Genomic DNA, 17628 nt, shown 5'->3' with positions numbered 1-17628 from the left:
CCTGACCTTCTCTCACGACGATGCTGCTGACCTGCGTTGATGCGGGACAGTCAGGTGGTGCGGGCTCAGCCTGCGGACACCGTGACGTCGTCGAAGACGACCTCGCCCGCGGCGTCGGACTCGGCGAGATCGACCACCCCGACGATCGACCAGCCGTGGTCGCCTGCCGGGTCGTCCAGCACCTGCCGCACCTGCCAGAATCCGGGTCTTCGCTCCACCTGGAACAGCTGCGGGCCTCTGGCGTCGGGGCCCGTGCCGATCCGCTCGTACTCCGCGTAGTAGTCCGCGAGCGCCGCCGCCCAGTCGGGGCCGGGGCCGAGCTCGGCGAGATCGTCCCAGCGCCGCAACGCGGCCAGCTCGACCCGGCGGAACATCGCGTTGCGGATCATCACCCGGAAGGCGCGCTCGTTGGCGGAGATCGGGCGCACCGTCTCCGCGCCGAAGGCGACCTGGTCGGCGTCGCTCTCCGCGCCCGGGTTGGTCAGTTGCTCCCACTCGTCGAGCAGGCTCGAATCCACTTGGCGGACAAGCTCGCCGAGCCATTCGGTGATGTCGTCGAGGTCCTCGGTGCGCGCCGACTCGGGCACCGTGCGCCGAAGCGCGCGGTAGGCGTCGGCGAGGTAGCGCAGCACCACGCCCTCGGAGCGGGCCAGCTCGTAGAAGGAGATCAGCTCCGCGAAGGTCATGGCGCGCTCGATCATGTCGCGCACCACGGACTTGGGCGCGGGCGCGAACTCCGACACCCACGGGTGCCCGGCGCGATAGGTCTCGTAGGCCGGTTCGATCAGCTCGGCCAGCGGCTTGGGCCAGGTCACCTCTTCGAGCAGCTCCATCCGCTCGTCGTACTCGATGCCGTCGGCCTTCATCTCCGCGATCGCCGCGCCGCGCGCCTTGTGCTGCTGGGCCATCAGCAGCTGGCGCGGGTCCTCCAACGTGGATTCGATGAGCGACACCACGTCGAGGGTATAACTCGGGGACGTTTTGTCCAGCAGGTCCAGTGCGGCCAGTGCGAACGGCGACAGCGGCTGGTCGAGGGCGAAGTCGCGCTGCAGGTCGACGGTCAGGCGGGCACGGCGGCCCTGCTCGTCCGGTTCCGGCAGTTGCTGCACCACCCCGGCGTCGCGCAGCGCGCGATAGAGCCGGATGGCGCGCAGGATGTGCCTGCGCTGGGCCGGGCGCGGCTCGTGGTTGTCCTCGAGCAGGTGACGCATGGCGGTGAAGCAGTTGCCCGGCCGGGCGATCACGTTCAGCAGCATGGCGTTGGTGACCGTGAAGCGCGACACCATCGGCTCCGGCTGCGCGGCGACCAAGCGGTCGAAAGTCTCCTCGCTCCAGGAGACGAAGCCTTCCGGCGGTTTGCGCCGCTGCACCTTGCGCTGCTTCTTGGGATCGTCGCCCGCCTTGGCCAGCAAACGGGTGTTCTCCACCTCGTGTTCGGGGGCCTGCACGACGACGGTGCCCATGGTGTCGTAACCCGCCCGGCCGGCTCGGCCCGCGATCTGGTGGAACTCCCTGGCCTTGAGCCTGCGGGTGCGCACGCCGTCGAACTTGGTCAGGCCGGTGAGCAGCACCGTGCGGATGGGGACGTTGATGCCGACGCCGAGGGTGTCGGTGCCGCACACCACCTTCAACAGGCCGTCCTGGGCGAGGCGCTCCACCAGGCGCCGGTACTTCGGCAGCATGCCCGCGTGATGCACCCCGATGCCGTGCCGGATCAGCCGGGACAGGGTCTTGCCGAATCCGGCGGCGAACCGGAACCCGCCAAGCGCGTCGGCGATCGCGTCCTTCTCCGCACGCGTGGCGAAGTTCACGCTGGTCAGCGCCTGCGCGCGCTCGAGGGCGGCGGCCTGGGTGAAGTGCACGACGTACACCGGGGCCTGGTGGGTGGTGACGAGTTCTTCGAGGGTCTCGGTGATCGGGGTGCGGGCGTAGGAGAAGGTCAGCGGCACCGGGCGCTCGGTGCCCGCGACGACCGCGGTGGAGCGGCCGGTCCGGCGCTTCAGGTCGCGTGCGAAGAAGTCGACTTCGCCGAGTGTGGCCGACATGAGCAGGAACTGCGCGCGGGACAGTTCGAGCAACGGGACCTGCCATGCCCAGCCGCGATCGGGGTCGGCGTAGAAGTGGAACTCGTCCATCACGACCTGGCCCACGTCGGCGTCCGCGCCCTCGCGCAGCGCCAGATTGGCCAGGATCTCCGCGGTCGCGCAGATGATCGGCGCCTCCGGGTTCACCGCGGCGTCGCCGGTGACCATACCGACGCGCTCGGCCCCGAACACCTCGCAGAGAGCGAAGAATTTCTCGCTCACCAGCGCCTTGATCGGGGCGGTGTAGTAGGTGCGCAGCCCCTGGCTGAGGGCGAACAGATGTGCGCCGACGGCGACCAGCGACTTTCCGGAACCGGTCGGGGTGGCGAGGATGACGTTGGAACCGGATGCCAGCTCGAGCAGCGCCTCGTCCTGCGCCGGGTAGAGCGGGGTGCCCTGCTCGGCGGCCCACATCCCGAACGACTCGTACAGCGCGTCGGCGTCGGTTCCCGGGATGTCGAGCAGTTCGGTCAGATCCACTCCGACCACCCTACGGCCTCGCGCGCAGGGGCGATCGGGGACCCGACCGCCGCCGAATCAGTCCTGCTCGCCCTCGTCGTCGCCGTTCAAGCGGCCCTGCTCGGCGAGGAATCGCTCGAACTCGGCGCCCAGTTCGTCGCCACTGGGCAGCTCGCCGTCGCCGACCAGCAGGCTCGACTGCCGCTCCTGCGCGGTGACGAAACTGTCGTACTGCCGCTCCAGGGCATGCACCACGGTCTCCACCTCGGCGTTGCCCGCGATGTGCTCGTTGACCTGCTCGCGCACTCGTGCGGCGGCCTCGCCGAGCGCGGCCAGCGGGAACTCCAAGCCCGCGTTGTCGGCGACGTTCTCCAACAGCGTTTGCGCGGCTTCCGGGTACGCGGTCTGCGCCAGGTAGTGCGGGACGTGCACCGAGAAGCCGACCGACTCGTGACCGTGCTGCGCCATGCGGAATTCCAGCAGCGACGACGCGCTGCCCGGTACCTGGAGCTCACCCGGCCACCGCTGATGATCGGAGATCAGGTCGCGGTCGGAGGAATGCGCGGTCACGCCGAGCGGGCGGGTGTGCGGAATCGCCATCGGAATGGCGCTCAACCCGATGCTGCGGCGCACGCCGAGCTGTTCGGCGAGCAAGCGGACCGCGGTCGTGAACTTCTCCCAGCGTAGGTCGGGCTCCAGACCCGCGAGCAACAGGAACGGGGTCCCCGCGGTGTCGCGCAACGCCCAGAGATTGAGTTCCGGTTCGGCGTACTCGGAGAAGTGATCGGTCTTGAACGTCATGAGCGGACGCCGCGATCGGTAGTCCAGCAGCTCGTCCACGGCGAACGAGGCGACCAGTTCGCTCTCGAGGCTCTCGCGCAGGTGCGTTGTCGCCAGGCGCACCGCGTGCCCGGCGTCGGTGAAACCTTCCAGTCCGTGTACCAGGACCGGGCCCGCGCCGTCTGCGGATGACAGCTGCGGAGCGGGGAACTCCAATTCGTACATTCGCGACTCGTAGTCCATCGCGTACTCCTTCCTGCGCGGTTCCTGCGGCCCGGACGCGCACCGCACGCGCCAGTGTGGTTGGCTGCCCGGTCGTTCGCCACCCCTGGTGGTGGCGTGCGACGAGCAGTCGTCCGAACCGGGGACCACCGTCCATTGTCCCCCATGTCGATGGCGGTCATCGCGCACGGCCGGACACCGACCCATACTCCGAGCCAACAGCATCGGCGGCCTGTGCATTCCCGGCTCGGCGGCGTGGCATCACCGGCTGGGCACGGGGAGTTTGGCACAGTGGGTGTGTGACCGTGGCGGATTCGACGCGCATGCGGCTGGGCTGTGTGGTGCCCGTCGCCTGCGCGGTGCTGCTCGCAGGATGCGGGTCGACGGTGCCGGGGCGCCCGGCCACGCCGGCGCCGACCACGGTGACCCGGCACGTGAGCGCCGAACTACCGACGCTACTGCCGGATCCGGCCCAGTTCCCCCCGCCCTACGCGGCGGTGATGCTGCCCCAGGAGGCGGTGGCCCAGGCGGCGGGCGATCTGGACGGGATGGGCCGCGGCGCCCACGTGCAGCCCAGCCGGTGTGTGCCGCCGCACCAGGATTTCGGACCCGATCGCACGGCGATGGCGGTCGGCACGGACGACGCCACGCGCGCCACTCTGACCGTCGAATTGACCCGCACCGGCGAGCCCTTGACGTCGCTGCGCGCCAGGACGCAGCAGTGCGGGTCGGTGCGGGTGAGCCGGGCGGGCGCCACCACGACCGTGACGACCGAACTCGATTCGCCACCGCCGATCGACGCCGACGATGCCCTCTCGTTGCGCAGGACCGTGCGGCCCGAGTCCGGGGGCGCCGGATTGACCCAGTCCATGCACACCCATGTCGGGCAGATCGGCGACGTGCGAATCACGGTGACCTACATGTCGTTCGCCGAGGGCGAACCGGATAGCACGGCATTGGATGCGCTGTTCGCGACCGCCGTTCGCAAAGTACGGGAGAGATAAACGCGGGAGAGACGGCGGGCCCCGGCGGCACCGTAGCAGGGGCGACCGACACGGATCGCGAAGCGAGAGACCTGCGGGGCGAGTCGTGCACAGCGCGAAGCGAATTCCCCAGGCCCGACGAATCGCCAGGTCGGTGTCGGAGGGCGGAGACCGCCGAGCCGCATGGTCGAGGCATGACCACTTCCGCGACTCCGTTTTCCACCCCCGAACCGGTCGATGACGGGTGTGCAGGCAAGCACGACGCATCCCGGCTGTGCCACCGCGGTAATCGCGCGTCCGGCCGCGCTACCGAGGCCGCGGGGCGAATCCAGCCCGGCGTCGCCGCGCGAAGACCGGCTCCGTACTCGATCAAGGGCGAGCCGAGCTCGGGAAATACGGAAGGACCGGCTCGGCATGCCCGGTGTCGCGACGATCCTCCGCCGTTCCGGGGCACGCCGGATCACGCGGTGCGCGTCGATGATCCAGGAGAGCTGATCGCTGCCGTGCCCGCGATGCTGGGATTCACTCCGGAACGATCGGTGGTCGTGTGCGTGTTGCGGCCCGGGACTGCCGACGGGGCGATAGTCGACGCGGTGGTGCGGTTCGATCTGGATTCGCCCGGCGGCAGGCGCGTGCGAGGCGCGACACTGGCCGCCGCGGTCGCGCGGATCTGCGCCCATGACGAGGCGGCCGAGGTGCTGGCGGTCGTCGTCGACGATCGCGCCGTGGAACCGGAGGCAGGCGCCGACCGGCACGGCTGCGCGGGCGGGCGATTCGACGTGCTGGTCGGTTCGCTCGGCAGGCGGTTGGCCGCCGGGGACATCGCGCTCGGCGGGGTATGGGCGGTGCGTGCGATCGCCGCTGGACAGCGTTGGTGGGCGTTGGCGGGACCGGAGCGACGCGGGGTGCTCCGGGATCCGGCCGCCTCCCTGGTGGCACTGACCCACGTGCTCGACGGCAGGCCGATCCGTGGTTCGCGTTCCGAGCTCACCGCTCTGGTCGCACTGGATCCCCTCGCTCGCGCCGAGGTGGCCGCGCACATGGAGGACGCGCTCGCCCAAGCCCGTGAGCGTGCCGCGCGTGCCGCGCGGCGCGGTGATGCGATCGGATACAGCAGGCAAGCGCTCGACTACGTGCTGTGGCAGATCGCCAACACCGCGTCGGGCGCCGCTCCGCTCGCTCCCGAGTTCGCCAAAATAGTTGTCGCTCTTCGTGATCGAGCCGTACGGGACACGATGTTCGCGCTGGCGGTCGGCGATCACGCCGACGCGGCCGAGGCGGTGTGGGCCGCGCTGACCCGCGCTCTGTCCGGTACCGATCGCGCCGAAGCCGCCGCCCTGCTCGGCTACAGCGCCTACGTCCGCGGCGACGGACCGCTGGCGGGCATCGCGCTGGAGGCCGCGTTGGAGGCGGATCCGGGACATCCGATGGCGATGCTGCTCGATACCTCGCTGCGCCTGGGCATGCGTCCGGAACAGTTGCGTCGCCTCGCGCACAGCGGCTACCGCACCGCCGCGGGCCTCGGTGTCGACCTCGATTGGTCGGCGTCGTGAAACCGGAACCTAGGGCAGGTGACCGCCCCGGCGGCGCGCAGCCCGATGGACCTGTACTCAGCTCCGGCGATTCCGGGGCGCGCACTGCTTCGTCCGGCTACACCATCCGGTGGCGGTCTCCACGTCGGTGGGCCGGTGCGGGCGGGTCGGCCCGAGCCGGCGAGTGGCCGACCAAGGCGCTGCGGAGCCGGTTATTTCGCGCTGTGTGCGCGCGGCCCGAGCGACTGGAGGAAATCCCAGGCGTCGGTGACGATTTCGTCGAGGTCGTTGTGCTCGGGACGCCAGTCCAGTTCGGCGATGGCGCGCGCACTGGACGCGATCAGGGTCGCCGGGTCGCCGGGGCGGCGGGGAGCGTCCTGCACGGTGATCGGCAGGCCGGTGACTCGCTCGCAGGCCGAGATTACTTCGCGCACGGAGAAGCCGGTGCCGCTGCCGAGGTTGTAGATCCGATGGGTGCCGGCTTCCGCGGTCGCCAGGGCCAGCAGATGGGCCTGCGCGAGGTCGCGGATGTGGATGTAGTCACGGACTGCGGTGCCGTCGTGCGTGGGCCAATCGGTGCCGAAGACCGAGATCGCCTTGCGATGCCCGGCCGCGACCTGCAGCACCAGTGGGATGAGATGCGTTTCCACCACTCGGTTCTCGCCGAGACCACCGTAGGCGCCTGCGACGTTGAAGTACCGCAGACTGGTCGCCGCGAGCCCGTGGGCGACCGCGTACGAGGTGATGGCGTGGTCGATGGCCAGTTTCGACGCGCCGTAGGGGTTGGTCGGACGGGTCGGGGCGTCCTCGGTGATCGGCACCTGCTCCGGCTCCCCGTACACCGCCGCGGTGGAGGAGAATACCAGGCGCGGCGTTCCCGCGCGCCGCATCGCCTCCAGCAGTTCGAACGTCTTCACGACATTGCCGTGCCAGTACTTCTCCGGCTGCTGCACCGACTCGCCCACCAGCGACTGCGCCGCGAAATGCAGGACACCGTCAAAGGTTTCGGCGGCCAGCAGCTCGGGCGCGGCCACCGCGATGTCTCCCTCGACGAACCGGGCGGCGGAAGGGACGCCGTCGGCATTGCCGGTGGACAGATCATCGAGCACGACCACCTCGTGGCCGGCTTCCAGCAGAACCTGTGCGCACACGCCACCGACGTAGCCCGCGCCACCTGTGACCAGAAGTTTCACGTATCAAGCCAGCTTCACTTGGACGGCGTGCGCCATCTCGTCGGGCAATTCGAAACCGTCGTGGCCGGGCACGGTGATGACGACCGAACCGGCCTTCGTCTCCACGGTGACGCGCGCGTCGGGCACCACGCCCGCCTCCCGCAGGCGGCCGATCACCTCCGGATCGGTCTGGATGTGCTCGGCGAGCCTGCGCACCACGACAGCGTGCAGTTGGCCCTGGGGCAGATCGGACAGGCGCAGCAGTTTCTCGTCGGCGGCGGCGGGCGGGATGATGCCCAGCTCGTCCAGGCCGGGAATGGGGTTGCCGTAGGGGGAGGTGGTGGGGTGGTTGAGCACTTCGACCAGACGGCGCTCGACGTCCTCGCTCATCACGTGCTCCCAGCGACAGGCTTCGGCGTGCACGTTCTGCCAGTCGAGACCGATGATGTCGACGAGCAGCCGTTCGGCCAGCCGGTGCTTGCGCATGACCGCGACGGCCATGCTGCGCCCCTTCTCGGTCAGCTCCAGATGACGGTCTCCGGCGACCAGCAGCAAACCGTCGCGTTCCATCCGCGCGACGGTCTGGCTGACGGTGGGGCCGCTCTGTTCGAGGCGCTCGGCGATTCGGGCGCGCAGGGGCACCACGCCCTCCTCCTCGAGGTCGTAGATGGTACGGAGATACATCTCCGTGGTGTCGACCAGATCCTTCACCTGTTACCCCTTCGTCGGCACGAATTCTACCCACGCACGACGGCGCCCCCGTGTGCCGGATCGCGTCGTTCCACGTTGCGCACGACGTCTCCGGCGGCACTGCGGCAACCCGATCGGCGCACGGCAGGCGGCCGTGAGCGTCTTTCTTGTATTTGTACTGCATAGGAACGTTTCGCGGGGTTCCTTGCTTCCCGCTAGCGTTGCGATCATGGCCACTGCACCGCGCGGCGAACCTCGGGCGCCGATCTCGCCCGGGACGAGCCGGTCCGGAACCGTCGTCTGGACCGAGCGGTTCCTGGATTACGCCTGGACTCCGGAGCATCCGATGAAGCCGGCGCGCCTGAAGTTCACCATGGCGCTGGCGGAAAGTCTCGGACTGCTCGAGGGTGTCGAGCTGCTCGAACCCGCCGCCGCGGGACGTCCGGACCTGCTGCGTATCCACACCCCCGACTACCTCGACGCGGTCGAACGCGCCGTGCCGCCGGTCGGTTCGCCCGCCGCACCGCCCTACGGCCTCGGTTCCCCGGACAATCCGGTGTTTCCACGGATGCACCAGGCCGCGTCCACGATCGTCGGCGGAACCCTGGCCGCGGCCAGGGAGATCGCGGAGGGACGCACCAAGCGAGCGGTGAGCATCGGCGGTGGCATGCATCACGCGATGGCGGATTCGGCGTCCGGCTTCTGTGTGTACAACGACCCGGCGGTGGCCATCTCCTGGCTGCTGGATCACGGTTTCGACCGGATCGCCTACATCGATGTGGACGTGCACCACGGCGACGGCGTGCAGCGCGCTTTCTACGGCGATCCCCGGGTGCTGACCATTTCGCTGCACCAGCATCCGGCCACGCTGTGGCCGAACACTGGGTGGCCGGAGGAGACCGGCGCGGGCGCGGCCGAAGGCACGTCGATCAACCTGCCACTGCTGCCCGGTACCCGGGATGCGCAATGGCTGCGCGGTTTCCACGCCGTCGTGCCGGGCGCGGTGGCGGCGTTCGGTCCGCAGATCGTGGTCAGCCAGTGCGGTGTGGACACGCATCGTGAAGACCCCTTGGCCGATCTGGAACTCACCGTGGACGGGCAGCGAGCGGCCTTCCGCGCCATGCGGGAGCTCGCCGACCGATATGCCGAAGGACGCTGGCTCGCCGTCGGCGGCGGCGGATACGGCCTGATCCGGGTGGTGCCGCGGGCCTGGACGCATCTGCTGGCCACCGCGCTGGATCGCACCGTCGACCCCGCGACGCCGATTCCGCAGGACTGGATCGAGACGATCCGCGCGGCGGCGCCGCAGGCGGACCCGCCGCACACCATGGGCGACGGCGGTGACGTGGCCTACCGTCCGTGGGACGGCCCCGGCGGAACCGGTGAGACCGGTGACGCGCGGGTCGACCGCGCCCAACGTGCCGTAGACATGGCCGTGCTGGCCACCCGCCGAGCGACTTTCGGGTTGCTAGGTCTCGACCCGGAGGACCCTCGTGACTGACTTCCCCGACACCCCGGACGCTCCCGCCGCGCCGCCTCCGCCACCGCAGCACTGGTTCGCCGATGTGCTGGCCTCCGACGGCGGCGTCGTACGACTGCGCCCGATCACCCCCGGCGACGCCGAGCCGCTGCAGGAGTTCCACAGCGCGCTGTCCGATCGCACCAGGTATCTACGGTATTTCGGGCCCTACCCGCGGATCTCGCCCAAAGACCTGTACCGCACCACGCACGTGGACTATCGCGACCGAGTGGGACTGGTACTGGAACTGGGTGAGGCGATCGTCGCGGTGGGCCGCTACGAGCTGCTGGAGCGGGACGGGCCGCGGGCGGCGGAGGTCGCGTTCGTGGTGGCCGACGGGCATCAGGGCCGCGGGCTCGGCTCGATCCTGCTGGAGCACCTGGCCGGCGCCGCCGCCGAGAACAAGATCGAGACTTTCGTCGCCGAGGTGCTCGCGGAGAACACCGTGATGGTGACGGTCTTCCGCGACGCGGGCTATCAGGTCGAGCGCAGCAGGGACGGATCGGTCCTGCATCTCGAGTTCGCCATCGATCCCACCGAAGCGCTGCTGTCGGTGCGTGATTCGCGCGAACGCGCCTCCGAGGCGCGCAGCGTGGGCAATCTGCTGGCCCCGCGGTCGGTCGCGGTGATCGGCGCCACCCCCGCGACGGGGCGCGTCGGCGGCGCGCTGCTGGCGAATCTGCTGTCGGGTCTGTTCCAAGGGCCGGTGTTCCCGGTGAACCCGAACCGCAAGTCGGTGCGCGGTGTGCGGGCATACGCGACGGTCCGGGAAATCCCCGACGAGGTCGACCTCGCCGTGGTCGCGGTGCCGCCCGCGGCGATCGGGTCGGTGCTCGACGATTGCATGGCCAAGGGCGTCAAAGGGCTCGTGGTGTTGACCGCGGGCTTCGGCGAGACCGGGGAGGGGGGTCTGGCGGCCGAACGTGAACTCGTGGCCGCCGCTCGTGGCCACGGCATGCGCGTGGTCGGACCGAGCGCACTCGGCATCGCGAACACCGACCCGGCGGTCGCCATGAACGCGACCCTGGCCCCCCTGCTGCCCGGTCGCGGGCGAATGGGATTCTTCTGCCAGTCCGGGCCCTTGGGCGCGGCGATCCTGGGCGAGGCGGCGGCGCGCAACCTCGGCTTGTCCACGTTCGTGTCCGCGGGTAATCGCGCCGACGTCTCCGGCAACGACCTGCTGCAGTACTGGGACAGCGACCCGGACACCGATGTGGTGCTGCTGTATCTGGAGAGTTTCGGCAATCCGCGCAAGTTCTCCCGGCTCGCGCGCCGGGTGGCCCGGACCAAGCCGATCGTCGCGGTGAGCAGCGGACGCTCCGCCGCCCAGCCCGCGGGGGACATGGACCGGTCGATCGTGCGGGATCTGTTCGCTCAGGCGGGCATCGTCCAGGTCGACTCGATTTCCGAACTCTTCGACTGCGCCGCTCTGCTGGGCTATCAGCCGTTGCCGCGGGGCCAGCGGCTGGCGGTGGTCGGCAACAGCACGGCGCTCAACTGGCTGGCCCTCGACGCGGCGCGCGGCGAGGGCCTCGTGGTGGGCGAGCCGGTCAACCTCGGCCCGCAGGCGACGCCGGGAGCGTATCTGGACGCCCTGGTCGCGGCCCTGCGGTCGGAGGAGACGGACGCGGTGATCGTCGTCTTCGCGCCGCCGGTGCCGCTGCCGACCGCAGGCTTCGCCGACGCGATCAGGGCGGCGGCGGCCGCCGTGCCCGAGGCGGGCAAGCCGATCCTCACCACGTTCGTCGCCGAGCAAGGGATCCCGAACCTGCTCGCGGTGCGCGGTCCGGGCGCGGCGGCGGTGCACGGGTCGATTCCGTCGTATCCCGATCCCGAACGCGCCGCGCGGGCGTTGGCCCGGGTCCGGCGATACGCCGAATGGCGCACCAGGCCCGTGTCGCCGGTGGTGCGGCCGAAGGGCATCGACACCGACCGCGCGCGCCAATTGGTGGCGGACTGGATGGCCGGGTCGGGCGGCCGCCGGCTCACCGATCTCGAGACGGTGGAACTGCTTGCCTGCTACGGCATTTCGGTCGTGGAATTCCGCGAGGTGCGCAGCGCGGAGGAGGCGGTCGCGGCCGCGGAGGAACTCGGCTATCCGGTGGCGGCCAAGGCGACCGGCGAATTGTGGCGGCGCAGACCGGATCTCACCGGTGTGCGGCTCGATCTGTGGCGGCCGGAAGCGGTGCGCCAGGGATACGCGGACCTGGCGGAGTTGTGCGGTGACCCTGTGTTGCACATCCAGAAGATGGCCACCAAGGGCGTCGGTTGCATCCTGCGCGTACAGGACGACCCCTCGTTCGGCTCGGTGATCGAGTTCGGCCTGTCCGGGCTGATCATCGAGTTGCTCGGCGACCGTGCCTATCGGGCACTGCCGTTGACCGCCGACGAGGCCACAGCTCTGATCGACGCGCCGCGCGCCGCGCCGCTGCTGTCCGGTACCCCGGCGAGTCCGCGCGTGGACAAGGCGGCCCTCGCCGAACTCGCCCAGCGCATTTCGGCCCTGTTCGACGACTTGCCGGAGATGCGGGAACTGGCCTTCGACCCGGTGCTGGCCTCGCCGACCTCGGCGGAAATCCTCTACGCGCGCGGCCGTATCGGCCCGGAGCCGAGCCGTTTCGACACCGGCCCGCGCCGACTGGGTTGAGCACCACCGGGTTTGCTGAGCGAGTTGGCGGCCAGGGACGTGGCGCGGCTGCGACGTCGGCTCGCACATGTCACGCGCGGGGTGTCCGATAACGGGCGATCGCTTCTGCCGCGATGTGGGGATGCCAGGTTCATCCGAAGAAAGGCCCGCTCGCCATGAAGATCCGAAGTGTTGCTCTGCTGTCGCTGCTCGCCGCGGCACTCACCGCGTGTTCGGTCAGCGTCGGCACTCCGAAGGTCCAGGAGGCCGATTTGGAGAAATCGGTCAAGGACTCGCTCACCGAAAAGGTCGGCCAGGAACCCGATTCGATCGATTGCCCCGGCGATCTCACCGGCAAAGAGGGGACCACCATGCGCTGCACGCTGACCGCGGGCGCCGACACGCTGGGCGTGACGCTGACGGTGACCTCGGTGGAAGGTGACACCGTCAAATACGACATCGAGGTGGAACAGGGCTGAACCCGTTCGAAAAAGGGGGATACGACACCGCCGACCGGCTCGCGCGTCACCCGGAGGGGACGGGTACGCGCGGTCACCGGTCGGCGCGGGAAGGTGACCCCGACGGGAGGGTCACCGAGCCGAACGCCGGAGCTGTCTCGGAGCAGTCGGCGGCCGGGGGATGATCAGCTGGCGTAGGCGCGGAGCCGGTCGGCCCGCTCGCCTTTGCGCAGCTTCGACATGACTTCACGCTCGATCTGACGCACCCGCTCGCGGGAGAGACCGAAGAGCTTGCCGATCTGGTCCAACGTGCGCGGCTGGCCGTCGTCCAGGCCGAACCGCAGCCGGATGACCTGCTGTTCGCGCTCGTCCAGGGTGGCGAGGACGCTGCGCACGTCGTGGTGCAGCAGGCCGGCGATGACGGCGGACTCGGCCGAAGTGGCCTCGGAATCCTCGATGAAATCGCCCAGCGGGGCCTCTTCGTCGTTGCCGACCGGCATGTCCAGGCTCACCGGGTCACGGCTGTGGTCGAGCAGATCGGAGATCTTGTCGACCGGGATGCCGGATTCGGTGGCCAGTTCCTGGTCGGTGGCCTCCCGGCCCAGCTGCTGGTGCAGTTCGCGCTTGATCCTGGCCAGCTTGTTCACTTGCTCCACGAGGTGGACGGGCAGGCGGATGGTGCGGCTCTGGTCGGCCATGCCGCGGGTGATGGCCTGCCGGATCCACCAGGTGGCGTACGTGGAGAACTTGAAGCCCTTGGCGTAGTCGAACTTCTCCATGGCCCGGATCAAGCCGAGGTTGCCCTCCTGGATGAGATCGAGCAGCGGCATGCCGCGACCGGTGTAACGCTTGGCGAGCGAGACAACAAGGCGCAGGTTGGCTTCCAGTAGATGCGACCGGGCGGCCTGACCGTCGCGCACGATGATCGCGAGATCACGCTTGCGGGTAGCCGACAGTCGCTTGCCGGTTTCCAGCAGGTGTTGCGCGTAGAGGCCCGCCTCGATGCGCTTGGCCAACTCGACCTCGTCAGCAGCGGTGAGCAGCGCGGTGCGGCCGATTCCGTTCAGGTACACACGTACCAGGTCGGCGGCAGGGCTCTGAGCGTCGAGGTCCGAATCGCTGATGCGCACACGAGTGGTGGCGGGGCTTGTCATGACTTGCCTCCTGTCGGTGGTGTCTCATTCCGATCAACGGACCCGACAGGAAGAAAGTTCCCCGTTACGGCCGGCATAAACCGCTCTGAGCAGCGGTTTTCGCCCTTCTCGTCTGAGAAGTTCCTGAGAAGCGCCGCAGTCGGGGACAATCCCCGGCCAGGACCTGCACCGACCGGCGCACGGCTGCCGTGGAGTCACACGGGCCTGATGAGCCCGTGCCGTACCAATCCGGTGACCACGGACAACGCGTCGGCCGCGAACTGGGCACTCACCTCCTCGGATCCGTGCGCGAGCGCCAGCAGCTCGATCAGCTCGTACAACGGCAGGCCGTCGGCGTGCATTCCCGCCAGCAGCGAGACTGTGGCCTCATCCACTTCGTGCTGCCAGCGCGGTCCGTCGCCACGATGCAGCCGTGCCACTTCGGGAGCCCAGCCGTCGGCGCCGGGGAGATACACCCGTTCCAGTGCGGTCGCGGGGTCCACGACGAAACGTGAAGACCACGCGAGACTTTCGTCACCGGCGACGGCACGCAGCCAGGCCGAACGCTCGAAATACCGGACTGCCTCGTCGCCGAGCGGATCGTCGAAGCCGTGGGTGAGATCCTCCGCGAGCAGTTCGGTCGGTCCGTCGATGGCGCGCAGATACACGAAACCGAATCCGATTCCCTCGACGCGTGCCGCGTCGAAGGCATCCAGCCAGCGCTCCGCGCGGGCTTGGGCGGACGGGTCCCGCGGGTCGGCGCCCGCGTCACGCAACCAGGTGCCCACGTAGAGCGCGGGGTCGGCGACATCGCGCTGGACCGCCCAGGCGTCCACACCGTAGGCGGGCAGCCAGGACGAGACGCGCCCGCGCCAGTCCTCGTCCTCGGCATGCACCCAGGCGGCGAGCATCGCGGCGGTGCCGCCGGGTGCGAGCAGATCCGCCGCCTGTGCGATGACCAATTCGCTTGCGCCGTCGAGCGCGAGGCCGGAATCGCGGTAGGTGTGCTCGATGCGCGCCGGGCCCACCACGAACGGCGGATTGGCCACCACCTGGTCGAAGCGCCTGCCCCGGACCGGCTCGAACCAGGAGCCCTCCACCAGTTCGATGTCCAGGCCGTTGAGCGCCGCGGTCGCCTCGGCCAGCCACAACGCGCGGGGGTTGACGTCGGTGCCGGTGACGCGCTGCGCATAGAAGGCGGCGTGCACCGCCTGCACGCCGCAGCCGGTGCCGAGATCGAGCACCGTGCCGACCGGGCGGGTGGGGGTGGCGCGCAGCAGCGAGAGGGAGGCGTGGCCCACGCCCAGGACGTGGTCTTCGGTCAGCGTGCGCCGCCGCATCGAATCGTCGAGGTCGGACAGGATCCACCGGGTGCCGCCGCCCGCGTCGAGCGGACGCAGGTCCAATGCCGCCCGCACCTGGTCGCCGTCGCGGTCCAGCAGGCCCGCGGCGACCGCGCGGTCGATCGCCACGGGCGCGAGCGCCGCGGCCACCTCCCGCTGCGGCAGGGCGTCGCCGAGCAGCAGCAGGCGGATGAGCGTGCCCAGCTCGCCCGCCTCGCGCGCCGCTCGGCGCACGGGGACCGGCTCCGACCGGCTCAGCGCCGCGTGCGCATCACCGAGTGCCTCGAGCAAGGTGTCGGCGTCGTAACCCACCCTGGTGAGCGCGGTCCGCAGGTCCGGGCACAACGCGGTGAGCAGCGATCCGGTGGTGGTCGAGTGGTTCGTAGGCACACCGGTACTCTGCCACCGCGGCTCCCGCGCGCAGATCAGGTGCCCGCGGTGTCACCGGGCCCAGCGGCGCGACCGAACCACACAGACCCACCACGCGCTCATGTGCGGCTCCGCCGCGAAGTGGCAGGAGTTCGGCGCAGCACCGGCAGCTGCTGAGCAGGCCCGATCACCAGGGAGCTGGACGGCGGTCTGAGCGTGGTGCTGGGCGACTGGCGCGCCGCCGAGCTGCCCTACCAGGGCGAGTCCGGGGCGGAGGCTCCGTGGGCGGTGCGGCCAGACGTACGGCGCCGGACCGATGGTCAGACGCGCGGCCGCCGGAGGATGGTCGGACGTGCGGCGCCGGACCGATGGTCGGAGGCGCGGCCGCCGGAGGATGGTCGGACGTGCGGCGCCGGACCGATGGTCGGAGGCGCGGCCGCCGGAGGATGGTCGGACGTGCGGCGCCGGACCGATGGTCGGAGGCGCGGCCGCCGGAGGATGGTCGGACGTGCGGCGCCGGACCGATGGTCGGAGGCGCGGCCGCCGGAGGATGGTCGGACGTGCGGCGCCGGACCGATGGTCGGAGGCGCGGCCGCCGGAGGATGGTCAGACGCGCGGCCGCCGGACGATGGTCAGACGTACGGCCGCCGGACCGAAGGTCAGACGCGCGGCGCGGGACCGATGGTCAGACCCCGTTGGGATCGCGAGCGGTGACGCAGTACAGCGCGTCGCTCGGATCGCTCAGTACGATCCAGTGCTCGTACCGCTGCACCACGGTTGCGCCGAGCGACTCGTGCCAGGCGGCGGTGGCTTCGATGTCGCCGGCGGCCAGATCGATGTGCGCGCTGGTCGGGCGGTTCTCGCCGAGGCGCTGCAGCAGCAACTGCGTGGGGAGCTGGCGCTGCGCGGAGCGCAGCAGGGCGAATTCCGGCCGCCTGCCGGGCCGGTACGTCCAGCCGGTCAGCGAGGTCCAGAAACGGGTCTCCACCTCGTGGTCGTCGGGACCGATGTCGAGGCACACCTGGTCCAGGCGCGAGAAGGTGCCGTCCGGCGCCCGGACGGCGGGCGCGGGCGTGCTCGTGGCGCGGCCGCTCGGTGTCAGGCAGAACGTCTGACCGCCGGGGGACCGCAGCACGGCGTAGTCGGGGTGGTTGGCGACCAGCTCGGCACCCAGATCGAGCGCGGTGCGAACGGCGGAGGGGATGTCCTCGACGTCCAGATCGAGGTGCACACCACCGAGACCGGTCACCGCCTGCATCTTCACACTCGCCGCGGCGAACAGCGCCGGGTCCGGCAACAACGTGAGGAACTCGTCGTTCGCGCCGCGCCGAGCGGAGAGCTGGGTGCCGGTGACCGTGGACCAGAATTTCGCGCAATCGTCGAAGCGTTGGGTCGGCCGGTCCAGGAAGACCCAGATCCACCGAATCATGTTCACTCCTGTCTTGTGGCCCGCAACGGTGATCATGGTGCCGCAGGCTTCCTGCGACCCTAGGGACGCGTGCCCGCCTTGTCGAGAAAATACCGGGACCGGCGCGAATGGCACGAATTTGATGGTATGTGGCATTCCGGCCACTCGATGCGTGGGCATAGTTCCGGCAGGCTCAGCCGGTGACCGAACTCCAGACGCCGACCCCGGTTCCGCTCCACTCCCCGCCGCGGCGGCGCTTGCACCCGGCGTGGCCGGTCGCGGGTGTCGGCTTCGTCGCGCTGCTCGGCGCGGCCGCCTTCCGATCCGTGCCCGGCGTGCTGATGGACCCGCTGCAGCAGGAGTTCGGGTGGTCGCACGGCACCATCGGAACGGCCGTCTCGCTGAATCTCCTGCTCTACGGGCTGATCTCGCCGTTCGCCGCCGCACTGATGGATCGCTTCGGCATCCGCCGGGTGGTGGCCTGCGCGCTGCTGCTGGTCGCTGGGGGCAGCGGACTGACGGTGTTCATGTCCCAGCCGTGGCACCTGGTGCTGACCTGGGGCCTGCTGGTCGGGATCGGCGTCGGGTCGATGTCGATGCCGTTCGTCGCCACGATCACCGGCCGCTGGTTCGTCCGTCAGCGCGGCCTGGTGACCGGCGTGCTCACCGCGGCGGGCGCGACCGGACAGTTGATCTTCTTGCCGCTGGTATCGGCGCTGGCGAACGCACACGGCTGGCGAATGCCGTCGCTGATCGTCGCGGGCGCGGCGCTGGCCGTGGCGCCGCTGGTGCTGCTGTTCATCCGGGACTATCCGAGCGACCTCGGGGTGCGGGCCTATGGCGCGGCGCC

The 17628-nt window shown here is 70.1% G+C and carries 13 protein-coding genes; 6 read left to right on the top strand and 7 right to left on the bottom strand.

The genetic code is table 11. The annotated features are described in order from the left end of the window. Positions 1 to 65: 65 nt before the first annotated feature. The gene (locus ON19_RS19395; protein WP_043694562.1) at positions 66 to 2564 is read right to left on the bottom strand and encodes a DEAD/DEAH box helicase; all 2499 of its coding nucleotides are present in this window, start codon (positions 2562 to 2564) and stop codon (positions 66 to 68) included. A gap of 57 nt (positions 2565 to 2621) precedes the next feature. Continuing rightward, positions 2622 to 3566, bottom strand: a complete 945-nt coding sequence (locus ON19_RS19390; protein WP_043694824.1) for a proteasome assembly chaperone family protein — start codon at positions 3564 to 3566, stop codon at positions 2622 to 2624. Positions 3567 to 3844: 278 nt separating this feature from the next. On the opposite strand from ON19_RS19390, the gene ON19_RS19385 reads away from it, so the two are divergent. After that, entirely contained in the window at positions 3845 to 4549 is a 705-nt protein-coding gene (locus tag ON19_RS19385) for a sensor domain-containing protein (protein ID WP_227954679.1), read from the top strand. Between the two features lie 173 nt (positions 4550 to 4722). Beyond that, on the top strand, positions 4723 to 6081 hold the full coding sequence (locus tag ON19_RS19380; protein ID WP_083899483.1) for a DUF4192 domain-containing protein: 1359 nt from the start codon (positions 4723 to 4725) through the stop codon (positions 6079 to 6081). Between the two features lie 191 nt (positions 6082 to 6272). Here the strand turns inward: ON19_RS19380 and galE are convergent, their stop codons facing one another. Both galE and ON19_RS19370 read right to left on the bottom strand, forming a co-directional pair. Then, positions 6273 to 7253, bottom strand: coding sequence for a UDP-glucose 4-epimerase GalE (gene galE, locus ON19_RS19375; RefSeq protein WP_043694557.1), 981 nt, complete (start codon positions 7251 to 7253; stop codon positions 6273 to 6275). Between the two features lie 3 nt (positions 7254 to 7256). Beyond that, on the bottom strand, positions 7257 to 7943 hold the full coding sequence (locus tag ON19_RS19370) for an iron-dependent transcriptional repressor DtxR (protein ID WP_043694554.1): 687 nt from the start codon (positions 7941 to 7943) through the stop codon (positions 7257 to 7259). Positions 7944 to 8151: 208 nt separating this feature from the next. Between ON19_RS19370 and ON19_RS19365 the strand changes: the two genes are divergently transcribed. The 3 genes from ON19_RS19365 to ON19_RS19355 all read left to right on the top strand — a co-directional run bounded on the left by ON19_RS19365 (position 8152) and on the right by ON19_RS19355 (position 12546). Then, positions 8152 to 9423: an acetoin utilization protein AcuC gene (locus ON19_RS19365; RefSeq protein ID WP_083899482.1), complete on the top strand. Its 1272-nt coding sequence runs from the start codon at positions 8152 to 8154 to the stop codon at positions 9421 to 9423. After that, the gene (locus ON19_RS19360; protein ID WP_043694551.1) at positions 9416 to 12088 is read left to right on the top strand and encodes a bifunctional acetate--CoA ligase family protein/GNAT family N-acetyltransferase; all 2673 of its coding nucleotides are present in this window, start codon (positions 9416 to 9418) and stop codon (positions 12086 to 12088) included. Before ON19_RS19365 ends, ON19_RS19360 begins: the two co-directional genes overlap by 8 nt. A gap of 155 nt (positions 12089 to 12243) precedes the next feature. Then, complete coding sequence (locus ON19_RS19355; protein WP_043694548.1) at positions 12244 to 12546, top strand: DUF4333 domain-containing protein; 303 nt, start codon at positions 12244 to 12246, stop codon at positions 12544 to 12546. A 164-nt stretch (positions 12547 to 12710) separates the two neighbouring features. Here the strand turns inward: ON19_RS19355 and ON19_RS19350 are convergent, their stop codons facing one another. The 3 genes from ON19_RS19350 to ON19_RS19340 all read right to left on the bottom strand — a co-directional run bounded on the left by ON19_RS19350 (position 12711) and on the right by ON19_RS19340 (position 16799). Beyond that, positions 12711 to 13679: a sigma-70 family RNA polymerase sigma factor gene (locus ON19_RS19350; RefSeq protein ID WP_043694545.1), complete on the bottom strand. Its 969-nt coding sequence runs from the start codon at positions 13677 to 13679 to the stop codon at positions 12711 to 12713. Positions 13680 to 13873: 194 nt separating this feature from the next. Further along, on the bottom strand, positions 13874 to 15391 hold the full coding sequence (locus ON19_RS19345) for a DUF7782 domain-containing protein (protein WP_083899481.1): 1518 nt from the start codon (positions 15389 to 15391) through the stop codon (positions 13874 to 13876). A 664-nt stretch (positions 15392 to 16055) separates the two neighbouring features. Then, entirely contained in the window at positions 16056 to 16799 is a 744-nt protein-coding gene (locus ON19_RS19340; RefSeq protein ID WP_043694812.1) for a VOC family protein, read from the bottom strand. A gap of 179 nt (positions 16800 to 16978) precedes the next feature. On the opposite strand from ON19_RS19340, the gene ON19_RS19335 reads away from it, so the two are divergent. Next, on the top strand, positions 16979 to 17628 hold a 650-nt coding region (locus ON19_RS19335), incomplete at its 3' end, for an MFS transporter (RefSeq protein WP_043694543.1).

The sequence above is a fragment of the Nocardia abscessus NBRC 100374 genome, assembly GCF_000308455.1.
In the GTDB taxonomy this organism is placed as follows: Bacteria; Actinomycetota; Actinomycetes; order Mycobacteriales; family Mycobacteriaceae; genus Nocardia; species Nocardia abscessus.
The sequence above is the reverse complement of the archived record's forward strand: the minus strand, read 5'-3'. Positions and strand labels throughout refer to the sequence as shown.